18 protein-coding genes and 1 tRNA gene are annotated in these 15,345 nt (G+C 69.0%); 16 read left to right on the top strand and 3 right to left on the bottom strand.

The features are described 5' to 3' along the window. The first annotated feature begins 11 nt into the window (after positions 1 to 11). From RVX_RS02555 to RVX_RS02495, 13 genes are all read left to right on the top strand, one after another. A complete protein-coding gene (locus RVX_RS02555) occupies positions 12 to 1,199 on the top strand; it encodes a DNA circularization protein (RefSeq protein ID WP_420192346.1) in 1,188 nt (395 codons plus the stop codon). Further along, positions 1,192 to 2,277: a phage baseplate assembly protein gene (locus RVX_RS02550; RefSeq protein ID WP_420192347.1), complete on the top strand. Its 1,086-nt coding sequence runs from the start codon at positions 1,192 to 1,194 to the stop codon at positions 2,275 to 2,277. The genes RVX_RS02555 and RVX_RS02550 overlap by 8 nt, the downstream gene beginning before the upstream one ends. After that, positions 2,277 to 2,918, top strand: coding sequence for a phage baseplate assembly protein V (locus RVX_RS02545; RefSeq protein WP_420192348.1), 642 nt, complete (start codon positions 2,277 to 2,279; stop codon positions 2,916 to 2,918). The genes RVX_RS02550 and RVX_RS02545 overlap by 1 nt, the downstream gene beginning before the upstream one ends. Next, positions 2,919 to 3,368, top strand: a complete 450-nt coding sequence (locus RVX_RS02540; protein WP_420192349.1) for a phage GP46 family protein — start codon at positions 2,919 to 2,921, stop codon at positions 3,366 to 3,368. After that, positions 3,365 to 4,435 carry a baseplate J/gp47 family protein gene (locus tag RVX_RS02535; RefSeq protein WP_420192350.1) on the top strand — a complete coding sequence of 357 codons (1,071 nt, stop codon included), beginning with the start codon at positions 3,365 to 3,367 and terminating at the stop codon, positions 4,433 to 4,435. Before RVX_RS02540 ends, RVX_RS02535 begins: the two co-directional genes overlap by 4 nt. After that, the gene (locus RVX_RS02530; RefSeq protein WP_420192351.1) at positions 4,435 to 5,043 is read left to right on the top strand and encodes a YmfQ family protein; all 609 of its coding nucleotides are present in this window, start codon (positions 4,435 to 4,437) and stop codon (positions 5,041 to 5,043) included. The genes RVX_RS02535 and RVX_RS02530 overlap by 1 nt, the downstream gene beginning before the upstream one ends. After that, on the top strand, positions 5,040 to 6,077 hold the full coding sequence (locus RVX_RS02525; RefSeq protein ID WP_420192352.1) for a tail fiber protein: 1,038 nt from the start codon (positions 5,040 to 5,042) through the stop codon (positions 6,075 to 6,077). The genes RVX_RS02530 and RVX_RS02525 overlap by 4 nt, the downstream gene beginning before the upstream one ends. An 11-nt stretch (positions 6,078 to 6,088) precedes the next feature. Further along, positions 6,089 to 6,781 carry a hypothetical protein gene (locus RVX_RS02520; protein ID WP_420192353.1) on the top strand — a complete coding sequence of 231 codons (693 nt, stop codon included), beginning with the start codon at positions 6,089 to 6,091 and terminating at the stop codon, positions 6,779 to 6,781. Then, positions 6,774 to 7,028, top strand: a complete 255-nt coding sequence (locus RVX_RS02515) for a hypothetical protein (protein WP_420192354.1) — start codon at positions 6,774 to 6,776, stop codon at positions 7,026 to 7,028. Before RVX_RS02520 ends, RVX_RS02515 begins: the two co-directional genes overlap by 8 nt. 278 nt (positions 7,029 to 7,306) lie before the next feature. After that, on the top strand, positions 7,307 to 7,492 hold the full coding sequence (locus RVX_RS02510; RefSeq protein WP_420192428.1) for a Com family DNA-binding transcriptional regulator: 186 nt from the start codon (positions 7,307 to 7,309) through the stop codon (positions 7,490 to 7,492). Continuing rightward, positions 7,476 to 8,225 carry a DNA-methyltransferase gene (locus RVX_RS02505; RefSeq protein WP_420192355.1) on the top strand — a complete coding sequence of 250 codons (750 nt, stop codon included), beginning with the start codon at positions 7,476 to 7,478 and terminating at the stop codon, positions 8,223 to 8,225. The genes RVX_RS02510 and RVX_RS02505 overlap by 17 nt, the downstream gene beginning before the upstream one ends. Before the next feature lie 287 nt (positions 8,226 to 8,512). Beyond that, positions 8,513 to 9,016, top strand: a complete 504-nt coding sequence (locus tag RVX_RS02500; protein WP_007526473.1) for a DUF721 domain-containing protein — start codon at positions 8,513 to 8,515, stop codon at positions 9,014 to 9,016. A gap of 111 nt (positions 9,017 to 9,127) precedes the next feature. Then, positions 9,128 to 9,204, top strand: a tRNA-Glu gene (locus RVX_RS02495). Positions 9,205 to 9,305: 101 nt separating this feature from the next. On the opposite strand, the gene RVX_RS02490 is transcribed toward RVX_RS02495, so the two are convergent. Further along, a complete protein-coding gene (locus tag RVX_RS02490) occupies positions 9,306 to 9,902 on the bottom strand; it encodes a DJ-1/PfpI family protein (RefSeq protein ID WP_420192407.1) in 597 nt (198 codons plus the stop codon). 232 nt (positions 9,903 to 10,134) lie between these two features. Continuing rightward, positions 10,135 to 11,136: a GlxA family transcriptional regulator gene (locus RVX_RS02485; protein ID WP_420192406.1), complete on the bottom strand. Its 1,002-nt coding sequence runs from the start codon at positions 11,134 to 11,136 to the stop codon at positions 10,135 to 10,137. 401 nt (positions 11,137 to 11,537) lie between these two features. Here RVX_RS02485 and RVX_RS02480 point away from each other — a divergent pair, with 401 nt between their 5' ends. The 3 genes from RVX_RS02480 to RVX_RS02470 are packed head-to-tail and all read left to right on the top strand — an operon-like array spanning position 11,538 to position 14,157. Then, complete coding sequence (locus RVX_RS02480; protein ID WP_420192405.1) at positions 11,538 to 12,629, top strand: FapA family protein; 1,092 nt, start codon at positions 11,538 to 11,540, stop codon at positions 12,627 to 12,629. Between the two features lies 1 nt (position 12,630). After that, positions 12,631 to 13,383 carry a motility protein A gene (locus RVX_RS02475; protein ID WP_420192404.1) on the top strand — a complete coding sequence of 251 codons (753 nt, stop codon included), beginning with the start codon at positions 12,631 to 12,633 and terminating at the stop codon, positions 13,381 to 13,383. Between the two features lie 3 nt (positions 13,384 to 13,386). After that, positions 13,387 to 14,157, top strand: coding sequence for an OmpA/MotB family protein (locus RVX_RS02470; RefSeq protein ID WP_420192403.1), 771 nt, complete (start codon positions 13,387 to 13,389; stop codon positions 14,155 to 14,157). A gap of 62 nt (positions 14,158 to 14,219) precedes the next feature. Here the strand turns inward: RVX_RS02470 and RVX_RS02465 are convergent, their stop codons facing one another. After that, positions 14,220 to 14,909 (bottom strand): hypothetical protein, encoded by a 690-nt coding sequence (locus RVX_RS02465; protein ID WP_420192402.1) that lies wholly within the window; start codon positions 14,907 to 14,909, stop codon positions 14,220 to 14,222. Positions 14,910 to 15,345: the final 436 nt, after the last annotated feature.

The following is a 15,345-nucleotide window of genomic DNA, read 5'->3' as shown; positions in this document are numbered from 1 at the left end:
GGGGTTCGGCCATGGCGACGGAAAGCACCTGGCGCAAGGACATGCGCCCGGCATCGTTCCGGGGCGTGAAGTTCGAGGTGGCCACACGCGACTACGCGGGCGGCCGCCGGCTGGCCACGCACGAGTACCCCAAGCGCGACGAACCCACCAACGAGGACATGGGCCGCAAGGCTCGGCAGCTGTCGGTGGAGGCGTTCCAGTTCGGCCGGGAGTACCTGGGGCCGCGCAACCGCCTGCTGGAGGCGCTGGAGAAGGACGGCCCCGGCGAGTACGTGGACCCGTGGGGCCTCTCGCACACCGTGCGGGTGCGCCAGTTCACCGCATCCGAGCGGCTGGACATGGGTGGCTATGTCGCGTGGCGGCTGGACTTCGTGGAAGACACCGAGGGCGGCGGGCACACCAGCCGCACCGACACGGCCGCGCTGACATCGAACGCGGCCGATGATGCCGAGGACGCCTACGTGGCGGACTTTGCCGACCGGTTCGGCGTCATCGGGCCGGACCTTGTGCGGTCCGAGGCGCTGGAACAGGCGGAAGGCTGGATGGACCGCGCCGGTTCCGTTTCGTGGGGCACGCCTGCGGCCGCCCGGTCGCTGCTGAACCTGCGCCGCCAATCCACCGCACTGATGGACAAGCCCTCCTCGCTGGCCGACTCCATCCGCTCGACCATCAGCAGCCTGGTGGGGGGCGTCTCCACCGGCGGCAGCGGCGGCAACAGCCGCTACACGGCGGCGCGCGAGCTGGCAGCCATGGCCCCTGAACGCCCGCTGGTCACCTCCTCTTCCTCGCAGGCAACCGTCAACCAGGCGGCCTTGTCCGACCTGACGTCCGGGCTGTCCGTGGTGCAGGCCGCACGCGCCACCACCGACATGGAGTTCGAGGTGTACGAGGACGCCGTTGCCGTGCGCCAGCAGGTGGCCGCCGACCTGGACGAGGCCATGGCCACGGCGGCGGACCCCCTGTACGAGGCGTTGCACGCCCTGCGCACCGCCGTGGTGCGCGACATCACCGTGCGCGGCGCGGACCTGGCCAGGCTGGACGATCTTACGCCCGGCGCGACGCTGCCCGCCCTGGTGGTGGCCTATGCCTATTACGGCAACGCCGCGCGCGAAACGGACGTGCTGTCCCGCAACCCCGTCATCCGGCACCCCGGCTTCGTGCCCGGCGGCAACACCCTGAAGGTGGTCCGCGATGAGTAGCAACGTGGTGAGCCTGCACGTGGGCGGACAGATTCACGAAGGGTGGACGGATGTTTCCATCACCCTGGCCCTGGACAGGCTGTCCGGCGAGTACGACGTGCGCCTGACCGATGAATGGGTGAGCGGGGGCAGCCGGGTGCGCCTGGGCGTGGCCGAGGGGACGCCGTGCGTGGTGCGCATCGACGGCGAAACCGTGGTCACCGGCTACGTGGATGATGTCTCCACCGACTATGACGCCAGCCGCCGCGAGACGAGCATCACGGGGCGGGACAAGGCGGGCGACCTTGTGGACTGCTCGGCACCGGTGAAGGACTGGCAGGGGCGCAGCCTGTCCGCCATCGCGGCGGACCTGTGCGCGCCCTTCGGCATTTCTGTGCAGGCGCGCGCGACTGCGGCCTCTGCCGCGTTCCCCCGCTTTTCCACCAACCCCGGCGACACCGTGGCGGCAACCCTGGAGCGGCTGCTGCGCCAGCGCGGCCTGATGGCATGGTCCGACGGGCTTGGCGGGCTGGTCATCGGCACGGTGAGCGAGGGCAGCCCGGTGGCCACCATCATGCCGGGTGACACGGTGCTGTCCGGCCGTGGCGTGCGGAGCATGGCGGAACGATTTTCGGACTACACCGCCGTGGCCCATGCCGATGGCGGGGCCGACCCTGACGACGGCGACGACGCGGAAACCATCACCAGCCCCAGCGGCAGCGCTACGGACCCCGGCGTCACCCGGCACCGCCCCCTGGTGCTGGTGGCGGAAACGCAGGGCGGCGGGCCTTCGCTGGCCAGCCGCGCCGCGCACGAGGCGAAGACGCGCGCCGCGCGGGGCAGGCAGGCCGTTTACACCCTGCCGGGGTGGCGCAACGCGCAGGGCGCGTTGTGGCGACCGGGGCAGACGGTGGAGCTTCGGGACGATCTGGTGGAACTGTCCGGCCTGTGGGTGATTACCCAGGCGCAGTTCCGGCAGTCCTCGCGCGAGGGCACGGTGACGGAGCTGACGGTGATGCGCGCGGCGGCCTTCGCCGTGCTGGCAGAGCCGGAAAAGCCCAAGAAAAAACGCGGCTGGGACGCGGGAGACGACGACTGATGAACCGCGACGACTTCAATCGGATGTCGGCCCCCCTGATCCAGCGGGTGCGCCTGATGGTGGCCCGCGCCGTGGTCCGCCTGGTGGACTCCTCGCGTCGTGTGCAGGCGGCCCAGGTGGGCCTGCTGAAGGGCGAGGCGCGCGACTCGGTGGAGATGTTCGAGCACTACGGGTTCACCTCGTGCCCGCTGCCGGGCATGGAGGCCGCCGTGATGTTCGTGGGCGGCGACCGGTCTTCCGGCGTCATCGTGGCCGTGGGCGACCGCATGTTCCGCTTGCAGGGCCTGCAACCCGGCGAGGTTGCCCTGTACACCGACGAGGGGGATTCGCTGGTGTTCAAGCGGGGGCGCAACGTCGAGCTGACCACCCTGCACGCGCAGATCACCGCCGACGAGGACGTGGCCGTGGTCACCAAGCGGTACACCGTCGAGGCGTCAGAAAGCGTGGAATACGTGACGCCCAGCTTCACCGCGCGGGCCGCAGGGGGCGGCGTGTCTGCCGCCACCTTCGAGGGGTCCATGCACGTCACGGGCGACGTGACCAGCGATGCGGACGTGCAGGCGGGCAGTGTTTCGCTGCGTGAACACGTACACCCCGAGAACGACGGCGGCGGCCCGACCGGGTCGCCCGTGGGAGGCTAGATGGCCGAAGACTACACCCTGGAAGCGCCGCTGGAGCGTGGCCTGCTGGCTGCCGACGGCGGCCTGCGCCGGGCCATCGTGATCAGCCTGTTCACCGACGCGCGGGCCGGGGCCGATGACGAATTGCCCGCCGGTTCGGCAGGGCTGAACGCCAGGCGGGGATGGTGGGGTGACATCGTATCCCCGGCGCAGGCCCCGACCGGCGCATCGTGGATCACCGGCAGCCGGTTGTGGCTGCTCTCGCGCGAGAAGCAGACGGCGGAAACGGCGCGCCGCGCACGCGGGTACGCGGAAGAGGCCCTGCAATGGCTGATCGCTGGCGGGTGGGCGGCCACCGTCAGCGTTGACGCCAGTTGGGCTGCGGACGCCACCGGGGTGCTGGTGCTGACCATCTCCATCACCCTGGCTGACGGCACCAGCGTTACCGAAATCTTCAGGAGGCCCCTGTGAGCTTCAACAGGCCGACGCTTGCCGCGCTGGTCGCGCGCATCGAAAGCGACATCGACACCCGCATGGAAGGGGCGGACGCCCGCCTGCCCGCCGCCGACGTGGCCGTGCTGGCGCGGGCCGTGGCCGGAACCCAGCACGGACTTTACGGCTATCTCGACTATCTGGCCGCGCAGGTGGTGCCCGACACCGCCGACGAGGAACACCTGCTGCGCTGGGCCAACTGGTGGGGCGTGGCGCGCAAGGCGGCCGAGGCAGCCAGCGGCACCGTGACCTTCACCGGCATCTCCGGCACGCCGATCCCCGCCGGAACCCTGTTGCAGCGAACCGACGGCACGGAGTTCCAGACCATGGCCGACGTGGCCATTGCCAGCGGCAGCGCCGTAGCCCCGGTCGAGGCCGTGGTGGCGGGGACGGCGGGCAATACTGCGGCTGGCCTTGCGCTGCGGCTGACCACCACCATGTCCGGGGTGCAGTCCGCCGCAACCATCGGGGCTGCCGGGCTGGCTGGCGGCACGGAAGAGGAAACGGTGGAGGCGCTGCGCACCCGTTTGCGTGCCTACGTGCAGGAGCCGCCGCAGGGTGGTGCCACCAACGATTGGGTGACCTGGGCGTTGCAGGTTTCCGGCGTTACCCGCGCCTGGGCCTATCCCCGCTACGTGGGGCGCGGCACGGTGGGGCTGGCGTTCGTGTGCGACAACGCGTCTGACTCCATCATTCCCGACGTGGCCATGGTGGCCACCGTGCAGGCGTACCTGGAGCATCCCGACCGCTGCCCGCCCGGCTGCGAACCGCTGGTGTTCGCCCCCACGCCCGCGCCGCTGGTCTTCCAGCTCGCGGACCTCGCGCCCGCACAGGCCAGCGTGCGGCTGGCCATTGAGGCGGCACTGAAGGAACTGGTCCTGCGCGAGGCCGAGCCGGGCGGAACCCTGCTCATCAGCCACGTGCGCGAGGTCATTTCCACGGCGGCCGGGGAGTATGACCACGTGCTGCTGTACCCCACGGCCAACGTGGCGCACGCGGCAGGGGTCATCGCCACCTACGGCGGCACGACCTGGAGTGAAAGCTGATGGCCAGCGCCGCCGAATACCTGATCCAGTTGCAGGCCCTGCTGCCTGTCGGCGACGCATGGCCGCGCGAACCCGACGCCCTGGTGACGCGAACCCTGCGCGGCCTGGCCGAGGACATGGCCCGCGCGGACCGGCGGAGTGCCGACCTGTTCGAGGAAACCGACCCCCGCACCGCGCTGGAACTGCTGGGCGAGTGGGAGACCTTCGCGGGCCTGCCCGACGTCTGCACCCAGGACACGGCCATCTCCCTGGGGGAACGGCGGCGCGCCCTGTGGTCCGCCCTGGTGCAGAAGTCCGGCCTGACGCTGTTGTTCTTTGAACGGCTGGCGACGCGGCTTGGCTACACCGTGACCATCGTGGGGCGGGGCCGTCCTTTCATCTGCGGGCGTTCCCGCTGCGGCCACCAGGTGGGCGGCGGACACGAGGAGCGGCTTGTCTGGCATGTGACCATCCACGGCCCCCGCGTCCAACGCTTCCGGTGCGGCTCATCCAGCGCCGGTGACAGGCTGACGCGCATCGTGCGCGCCACCGACCTGGAATGCCTGCTGCGCCGCCTGAACCCTGCTCACCTGGAACTTGTCATCGCCTACGAGGAGGCATCCATATGAAATACGTTCCCCCCATCGGGGCGACAGACCCGAACGCCCCCTACATCACCGAGAACCTGGCGGCCGGGATTGAGGGCAGTCCGGTGGCCGCCGAGGCCATCGAACACCCCATGCGTGAGATTCTGGCCGTCATCGCCGGGGCAGGGCTAACGCCGGACGAGGAGAACCTGGAGCAGCTGCTGGCGGCCATTGGCGTGCTGATTGCGGGCGCGGCTCCGGACATGGCCACCACCGTGGAAGCTGGCCTCGTGCGCTTGGCCACGACGGCCGAGGCCATTGCAGGCGTCGGCGACATGGCCGTCACCCCTCCCGGCCTCGTTGCTGCCCTTGCCAATGCCCTGATGCCCGTGGGCACCATCATTGACGTGGCCGGGAAGGTGGCCCCCACGGGCTTCCTGAAATGCAACGGCGCGGCCGTCAGCCGCACCACCTATGCGAGCCTGTATGCCAAGCTGGTTACCGACCTGGGGTTCAGCGCGCAGACCTTTACCGTGACCCTTGCCAGCCCTGCGGTCTGCACCAAGGCATCCCACGGGTTCACGGGGGGGGAGCGGCTGCGCCTGTCCACTACCGGGGCGCTGCCGACGGGCTTGTCCACCAGCGCCGACTACTTCGTCGAGGTGATCAACGCGAACACCTTCTACCTGCTGTCGGCCGAGGGCGGCAGCAGGGTGAACACCAGCGGAACCCAGTCCGGAACGCACAGCTATACCCAATCGCTGTACGGATTGGGGGACGGCGCGACCACCTTCAACGTGCCGGACCTGCGCGGCGAGTTTCGGCGCGGCTGGGACGACGGCCGGGGGGTTGACGCCGGGCGAGGCGCGGGAACGTGGCAGGCTGACGAGTTCAAGCAGCACAACCACAACGACGGGTTCAATGCCGACAACACCATGGGGGTCAAAACCGCAGACCTTGCGGGGAGCACGTACTCCATTATGGTGGACAACCCGGTCACCCCTTACGACATCCGTCGCGGCGGCTCTGAAACCCGTCCCCGCAACCGTGCGCTCCTGGCGTGCATCAAGTACTAGGAGGCCTACCCGTGGAAATCTTGCACTATGACCGCGTGACGCGCGAACTTCTGGGGCAGGGCGTCGCCGACCCCGACCCGCTGACCGATGGAGCTTGGCTGATTCCGGCGCACGCCGTTGCCGCTGCGGACGCGCCCTTGCCGCCTACCCGTGATGGCTACGCCCGCGTGCTGAATGCCACGGGGGATGGCTGGGAGTACGTCGAAGACCACAGGGGCAAGGAGGGGTGGCTGCCAGGTGGCGCGCCGCATGTCGTGGTTGACCTGGGGCCGCTGCCTGAAGGCTGGAGCGAGGTAGAGCCCCCCCAGCCGCTGGCCAGTGTCGTTGCCGCCAAGCAGGGGCAGATCCGCGACGGGGCAGAGGCCGTGCTCGCGCCCATGAAGGCGGAGTACGGGCCGACGGAAATCGCATCCTGGGACCAGCAGTACGAGGAAGCCAACGCCCTGGAGGGCAACCCCGACGCCCCCGCGCCGCTTGTGCGTGCCATCGCGGCCGCGCGGGGCATGGACGCCGCCGCGCTGGCCGCGCGCATCCGGGCCAACCGCGCCGCGTGGGTGTCCATCTCCGGCCACGTCGTCGGCCAGCGTCTGGCTTACCAGGATGCGCTGGACGCGGCCGCAGCCCTGTCTGACGAGGGCGAGGCCCGCGCGGCCATCGCGGCCATTGTCCCGGTCTACACGCTGCCGGAGGCCGCCAATGCCTAACGGATGCGGCGGCGCGGGAACGATCAGCAGGGTCTGGCGGCGGGTGACCGGCAAACTGCCGCCCTGGGAACGGTGCTGCACGGAACATGATCTGGCCTATGAGCAGGGCGGCCCCGCCGAATGGCGCGCCTGGGCAGACGCCCTGCTGCGCGACTGCATGCTGGCCATGGGCTACCCCGTCCGTGCCTGGGCGTATTGGGCCGCCGTCCGGCTGTTCGGCGGCTCCCATTGGGGCACCACGGGCTAGTCCCGCAACTGCCCGGCGCGCCGGGCCTGCTCTCCGACAATCAAATAGGGCGAGAAAGGAAATGCCCGGTCGCATCCGCCAAGCATGACGACGCGACCGGGCACGAAGCCGAGAGGAACAGGCGGGGGCGTTGAGCGCCCCCACTGCCCCGGCGCTACCACGCCGGAACACGGCCCCCGACGGGTTGCCACCCGCCGGTTCGCTCCGCTGCTCCTTGGCCCTGATCAGGGGTGCCGAGGTTGTAGCAGACGCCAGTGGCCGCCACCACCAAGCACGACATGACGGGACACACGCAACGGGAAGTGCGCTGCGGCAACTGCCGCCGCCTGCTGGCCAAGGGAGAGGCCATCGACCTCACCATCAAATGCCCGCGCTGCGGGACGCTAAACCATGTGAGGGGCACGACCCCCGGCACGGAAGGCCAGCGAGCCTCAAGAGAGACCTCGCATGGACCGACCGATTGAACGCATTGGCGATGTGGCCACCATCATCCAGGGCGACGCCCTGACCGTGCTCCGGGAACTGCCCGGAGAATCCGTGGACGCTGTGATCACCGACCCGCCGTACTCCAGCGGGGGGATGACCCTGACGGCCAGGCAGGCCGACCCGGCGGTCAAGTACCAGACCAGCGGCACAAAGCGCAGCTACCCGGCCATGCTGGGTGACAACAAGGACCAGCGCAGCTTCACCACGTGGGCCACTCTGTGGTTGACCGAGTGCTGGCGCATGGCGCGCGACGGCGCGCCGCTGTTGGTCTTCACCGACTGGCGGCAACTGCCGTCCACCACCGACGCGGTACAGGCCGCAGGATGGCTGTGGCGAGGGCTGGTGGTCTGGCACAAGCCGTCCGCCCGCCCGATGCTCGGTGAGTTCCGGCGCGATGCCGAGTTCATGGTGTACGCCGTGAAGCGCAAGGCCAACCCGGCCACGCGGAACTGCCTGCCTGGCGTGCTGCGGCATAGCGTGAACCCTGCCGAAAAGGTCCACCTGACCGGCAAGCCCGTGGCCCTGCTGCACGACCTGCTGGCCGTGACGCAGCCCGGCGGACTCGTGCTCGACCCGTTCACCGGGGGCGGCACCACCGGCGTGGCCTGCATGGCCACCGGCCGCCGCTTCCTCGGCATTGAACTGTCCCCCGAGTACCACCGCATCGCTACCGACCGGATGCGGGCCGCCCACGCCGAGGCGGCGAGCTAACCCTCAAACCAACGAAGAGCGCCCGGCCGAAACCGGGCGCTCTTGAATTTCATTCCGTATTATGAAACGACCAAGGCCACTACGTTATATCGCAGGAGGCGGCGCGCTTTTCGCGGCGCGCTTCACCATGCGAACCTCGCCAATCGCACGGGGCGGGGCCTGCCGCCCCCCCCCGGCCTCCCCCCGCGCGGGCACGGTGCGTTTCACGGCCGGGCATGCTACATGCCCGGCATGACGCGCGTGCCCTCCCATCCACCCCACCCCCCGGTCGCCCGCCGGAGGCCCCTGTGAAGGCCATCGGCGACGCCCTGCGCGGCTTCCTGGAGCAACGCGGCGCGCCCGAGCGCATGCGCCTTGTCCGCCTGTGGGAGAACTGGGACATGGTCATGGGGGTGGACATCGCCGTGCTGGCCTACCCGCTGGGGCACCGCAAGCGCATCCTGCTGGTGGGGGCCGAGGACAACATGGCCATGCAGGACCTGACCTTCCTGACGCCGGAAATCCTGGAACGGGTCAACGCCTTCATGGCCGACGTGTCCGACGGGCCGTACTTCGAGCGGGTGGAGGTGCATCTGCTGCAACGCCGCACCCCGCTGGACCAGGTGCGCGTGGAACGCAGCGCGCCCCCGCCGCGCGTGCCCCCCAGGCCGGAAAAGCTGGGCGGTCTGCTGGGCGCGTTCGACCCGGAATCGCCCGTGGGCCGCGCCTACGCCAGCTACGTGCGCATGTTCCGGGAACTGGACGACGACGCCGCCAGGCCGAAGGACGCCAAGCCCGGCCGCCGGAATTGAGCCGCCGCGCCATCGGCCCGGCATCATCCTGCCGCGCCGCCATCTTTTTCGCTTGACGCACCCCGCGCCTTCGGAGTATCCGTCTCTTCCGCGCTGCAAGGCGCACAGGGTGTCCCCATCGTCTAGCTGGCCCAGGACAACGGCCTTTCACGCCGTCGACAGGGGTTCAAATCCCCTTGGGGACGCCACCGCAAGCCAAAAGGCGTACGCATCGCGTACGCCTTTTTCTTTTTTCCCCACATAGTTACAGTATGGCCGCGCGGTTGCGCGCGTCTTCTGCGCCCCTTCCCTACACCTCCGCCGTGTACGGCGGGGCCGGGTCGTACTGGATCAGCCTGCGCACGGCACGGGCATGGTCCGGGCCATGGATCTGCCCCACCAGCCACAAGGCCATGTCGATGCCCGCCGAAACGCCCTGCGAGGTCACGATGTTGCCGTCGCGCACGTAGCGCATGTCGGGCAGCAGGGTCACCTGCGGATCGCGCGCCAACTCCTCCACGTAGGCCCAGTGGGTGGTGGCCTTGCGCCCGCGCAGCAGCCCCGCCGCGTGCAGGATCAGCGTTCCGGTGCACACGGCGGTCAGCCAGCGCACCGTGGCCGCCTGCGCCCGCACCCAGTCCAGCAGGCCGGGGTCGGACAGGGCATGGCGGGCCACCTCGGCCGTGCCGGGCAGCACCAGCACGTCCAGTGACGGCGCGTCGGCAAAGGCGTGGTCGGGGATCATGCGCAGGCCGCCCGCGCCCCGCAGGGGCTCCGGCCGTGCGGCGATGGTTGCGATGGTGTCGCCCGTGCCCGCCATGTGACGCGAAGCGGCGAACACCTGCTGGGGGCCGACGAAGTCCTGCTCCGCCACCTGCTCGTAGATATACAGGCCGTAGGTTGTCATGGGTGCTCCCTAATCCGGTTGATGCGGTTCATGGTGGGCCGGGCCTGGCCCGGCGTCCGCCGAAGAGCGCCGCACAAGGTTGCGGACGGCGTGGCGGACCCCGCCAGCATGCACCCGGCCGCGCGGCCGCCACAACGACGCACGCCCCGCAATTCGCGCCATGGGCGGAAAATGCGGGGCGTCGCCACGTCCGGAAAAGGACGCGGCCATGCCTGCGGCAGCGTGCGCCACGTCAGCCGCTGAAATGCTCCAGGTACTGGGTGGGGGTGACCCCCATGCGCCGCTGGAAGGCCCGGCGCAACCGCTCCTCGCTGCCGAACCCGGCCTGAACGGCCACGGTCTGCATGTGCGCCTCGCCCGATTCCAGCAGTTCGCGCGCCCGGTCCAGCCGCAGCTGCTCCACGTAACGGGCCGGGCTCATGCCCGTCTCCTGCGGAAACACCCGTGCGAAGTGGCGGGGGCTCATGTGAGCCTGCCCGGCCAGCCGCTCCACGCCCAGGTCCTCGCCAAGGCGGGCCTCCATCCACGCGTGCAGCGCGCCGAACCGCGCCCCGGCCCGCGCCTGCGCCCGCAGCGGTGCGCTGAACTGGCTCTGGTTGCCCACCCGCCGCCGGTACACCACCAGCAGCCGGGCCACCTCCATGGCCATGGCCGGACCAAGATCCTCTTCCACCAGGTGCAGCGCAAGGTCGATGCCCGCCGTCACCCCGGCGCTGGTCACCACCCCGCCGTCGCGCACGAAGATGGCGTCCGGCTCCACCCGCACCGCCGGGTAGGCGGCGGCCAGCCGGGCGCAGGCCTGCCAGTGGGTGGTGGCGCGCCGTCCGTCCAGCAACCCGCAGGCGGCCAGCAGCAACGCGCCGGTGCAGACGGAGACAACCCGCCGCGACCGGGAGGCCAGCCGGGCCACCATGTGGCGCAGGACAGGATCTTCCCCTTCCCGCCCCGGCGTAACGCCGCCGGGCACGAGCAGGGTATGCGGAACAACCGTTTCAGCCCCGGCGGCCGCTTCGTCGAAGGCATCCGGCGGCGCATCCGCCAGCACGGACATCCCGGACGACGCAACCACCGGCCCCGCCTCCCGCGCCACGAAACGGCAGCGGTACGGCGCGGGTCGGCCCTGCCGTTCGGCCAGCCTGGTGGCGCAGGAAAACACGTCGAGCGGACCGGCAAGATCCAGCGACACGAAACCGGGGTAGAGCACGAACACCACGGTGCGCGGGGGCTGCGTCATGAAGACTCCCTGGGGTGACATTGCCGTGCGGTTGCGGGTGGTTCGCCGCCCGCACGGACCGCAAGCCTAGCCGCACCCGGCCATGGCGGCAATGCCCCGCAGCCTGCATTTTCCGCCATTACGCGCCTACTTCACGCTCGATGACCAACACAATGCCCACACAACATCACCCCACGCACATCCCGCCTGACGACTCCAATACTTCGCTTGCGCGGCGTCACGTAAGCGTTGTATGTTGACCAGAGTCATCCACAGCCTCATCATTCGTGAATCGCCCATCTTGCGAACCTTTTTCCGACGGCCGCCTGAATGTTGCACTGCTCCTCCGGGCGGCATGCCCCATCCGCCACCGGGTGCCGACGCCGCATCCCGCGCCCGGCTTCCCATTCCTCTTGGTTGCCATGCGATACAGCCTGAACCTCATCGACCCCACATGCGCCATGCGGCAATGCATTCCCCGCCCCAGTTCCAACGGTCGGGTCGACTACCGGGAACTCGGCTACGTGCAGACCGTATGCGCGGGCATGGTCATCGCCGAGATCATCCCCACCCCGCCGGGTCGGCTGGGGACCGAAGACCCGACCGCCTTGCTTGGAGAAGGCTGTTCCGTCGATCCCGACCATCCCCGCATGGTCCGCGCCACCCGAGACGGCCACATGGAGTGGGACGGCGGGCGGCTGTCCGTGCCGGACTTCCTGCTGGTGGACGAAGACGTTACCTACCACGTGGGCAACATTCGCTACCCCGGCGACGTGACCGTCAGCGGGCTGGTGCGTCAGGGCTTTCACCTGCATGCCCGTTCCCTGCGCCTGACGGGGCTGCTGGAAGGGGCCTACGTGCGCTGCCACACCCTGGACGCGGCGGGCGGCATCAAGGCCGGGGGCGCGGGCGACATCCGATCCGTGGGGGACGTGCACGCCAGCTTCGTGGAAAACGCCCGGCTGTCGGCAGGCGGGGCCATGGTGGTGGCTGAATCGGCCATGCACAACTATCTGCTGGCCGGAACCTCACTGACCGTGGGTGACCGGCTGGTAGGCGGACGGGCCACCGCCCGCACCCGCATAGAAGTGCACGGACGCCTCGGCGGTGGCCTTTCCACGCTGACACGGGTTCAGGTGGGGTCCGAACCGTTCCTGGTGGATACCCTGCGACGCGTCAACGCCCGGCTGCAACAGACCGAAGACATTCTGCTGGCATGCACCAAATTGGCAGGCCGCGGCGGCATGATTGGCCGCAACGCCACCGCGCGCGCGCAGCGCTACGCCAACGCCGTACGCCGTCTGAACGACTGCAAGAACGCGCTGCTGCGCCGCATCGCGGACACCACTACCCTCTCGTCATGTTCCATCGCCGTGCCAGGCGAGGTGCGCCCCGGCGTGCAGGTGCGCATGGGCCAAACCGTGCTGAAGATCCAGGACTTTCTTCGCAACGTACGTTTCGAGTGGCACGACGGCGCCATACACACCCTCCAGCCCGCAATGAAGAACACCTGACATGGATTTCGCAACGCTGCTCGGCATCGTCGGGGGTCTTGCCCTCATCGTCACGGCCATCATGATGGGCGGCTCACTGCTGGCCTTCGTGGACGTTCCCTCGGTAATCATCGTCATCGGCGGCACCATCACGGCCATTCTGGTCATGTTTCCCATGGAGGTGGTGCTGGGTTCCGTGCGCATTGCCGTGCGCACCTTTCGCTTCCGCAAGGAAAACCCCCTGCGCGTGGTGGACGACATATGCGGCCTGGCCGACAAGGCCCGGCGCGAAAGCCTGGTGGCGCTGGAGAAGGTGGCCCTGACTGATGAATTCCTGAAAAAAGGCGTGCGCATGGTGGCCGACGGATCGTCGCAATTCCAGGTGCAGTCGCTGCTGGACGCAGAAATCAATTTCATGAAGCAACGCCACCGGCGCGGACAGGCCGTATTCAAGGGGTTGGGATCAGCGGCGCCCGCGTTCGGCATGATCGGCACCCTCGTGGGTCTCGTGAACATGCTCCAGAACCTGTCCGACCCAAACAGCATCGGCCCCGCCATGGCCGTGGCCCTGCTGACCACCTTCTACGGGGCGGTCCTTTCCAACCTGCTGTTTCTGCCCATGGCCAAGAAGCTCGAGGAAAGGTCCACCGACGAGCAGTTGCTGCTGCAATTGAAAATGGAAGGTGTGCTTTCCATCATGAACGGTGAGCACCCCCAATTGATCCGCGAAAAGCTGATGGCGTTCCTGCCCCCCAACATTCGCGAAAAGGGCTAGCCCGTGGCGGCGACCAACGACCAGGAACAGCGCCCCGCACCGCCGAACCGTGGCGACGATGGTGCCGAAGCGGGAAGCGAAATCCCCGAGTGGATCGTGACCTTCGCGGACATGATGTCGCTGCTGCTGTGCTTCTTTATCCTGCTGCTGTCCTTCGCCAAGACGGACATCGCCAAGTTCCAGGTCACCATGGGGTCCATCCGCGAGGCATTCGGAGTACAGCGCGAACGCCAGCAGGACGTGCAGGCCGCCTTTTCTCCCGCGCCCGAAACGCGGGCCCTGGACGAATCGGACCTGGTCAAGGCCGAAAAGGAACTGCTGGAAGTGGCGCGCATGTTGAAGGAAATGATCAACGAACGTGCGCCCATCGCCCAGAACGCCATCGTCAGCGCCGAAGACGGCGGGGTGACCCTGCGGGTGAACTCGCGGGTGCTGTTCGCCGAAGGCACGGCCGAACTTTCGCCCGCCGGGGTGGAAATCTGCCGCATGGTGCATGGGTTGCTGCTGAAACACAAATACGACCTGATCGTGGAAGGGCACACCGGCTCGCGCGAACCCCTCGGCAGCGCCTACCCCACCTATTGGGAGCTTTCGTCGGCCCGGGCGGTAACCCTGCTGCGGGGCATTCTGGAACTGGGCCTGAACCCGCGCCGGGTCAAGGCCGTTGGGTACGCCGACACCCGGCCCCTTGTGCCGGAGGAAACCGATACCCGCGCATTGAACCGCCGCGTCGAATTCTTCTTTCGCCCCTACACCTCAATCGGCAAACGCTAGCGCACCCAAGGGGCAGTGCGCAGCGGCACCGCAGGCACCCCACCTTGCCGCGTTCGGCGCCGTCAGGCCCGCCCAGCCCTTTCTCCGCATCCTTCCGCCGCGAACATCTCCACCGCCGCCTCGATCAGGCCGGGCTCCGTGAAATCCGCACTGCGCTCTATCTGCCGCTCCGCACCCCGGCGCATGCCCGCCACGAAAGGCGCGGCGGCGGCGCCATGCGCGGCCCCCAGGCTGTCGGTCACCGTCGCGCACAGATAGTGCGCGCACAGCGGCGACTTGAAGAGGTGCAACGGACAGCCGGTGGCCGTCAGGTACGGGCAGCCCCGCTCGCCCATGGCCGCGCCCCCGGCGTGATGCGCGCCCTCCTCGGCCTGCAGGCGCGCCAGCGCGTCGCCCATGCGCAGGGCCAGTCCCGTGGGCTGGCGCATCATGATGTCGGACAGGCTGAACACCACGTTGTGGCTGCGGTTGCAGCAGCCCAGGGGCGGGCGCGCGCAGTCGTCGCGGCAGATGTGCTTGGTGGCGCGGTCCTGCAGCATGTCCAACTGGCGGGTGTACAGGGAATAGCCGATGAGCGCGCCGCGCAGCGCGTCGTCCATGACGCCCAGATACGCGCTGAGCCGGGTGACCTGGCGGCGCACGGCGCGCGGGGAAAGCAGGGGGTAGTCCTGCCCGGCAAGCAGGGCCAGGTCGCGGTCCACGCCGCCGGTCTCCGGACCCGGCAGCGTATCGAGCCACCCTTCGATGGGCATGTGGAAGCACCTTGCGGATGGTGGGACATGAAACGGCAGGGGGAAGACATCTTGCGAGGGTGCCGAAACGCACTGCCCTCCCTGCATCCGCAAGCATCGGACAGCACGACGGCAGGGCGACGCCCGATGCTCCACGCAGCGTGCGACGCCTTCTGCCGAGAATACTGCATCCACGCCTAACACGGCGCTTCACGTGGTGTACACAGCAATCTTGACGCACCAGCGCATGAGTACTGTTCCTTTTGCCTCAATATCACCGCCACCCGCACTCGCAGCATGATGCACCACCGCATCGCGGTGCCGTGACACGTCACGTCGTCTTCGGTATCTTTCCGCACGCGCACGCGCAAAGAGGGCATGGCCCAAAGGCCATGCCCTCCGTTGCATTCCGCACCGTCAGCCCGGTGCGCGACATCTCCCCTCCGGCCGCGTCCCT

The sequence above is a fragment of the Nitratidesulfovibrio sp. HK-II genome (assembly GCF_003402415.2).
GTDB lineage: Bacteria > Desulfobacterota > Desulfovibrionia > Desulfovibrionales > Desulfovibrionaceae > Cupidesulfovibrio.
The sequence above is the reverse complement of the archived record's forward strand: the minus strand, read 5'-3'. Positions and strand labels throughout refer to the sequence as shown.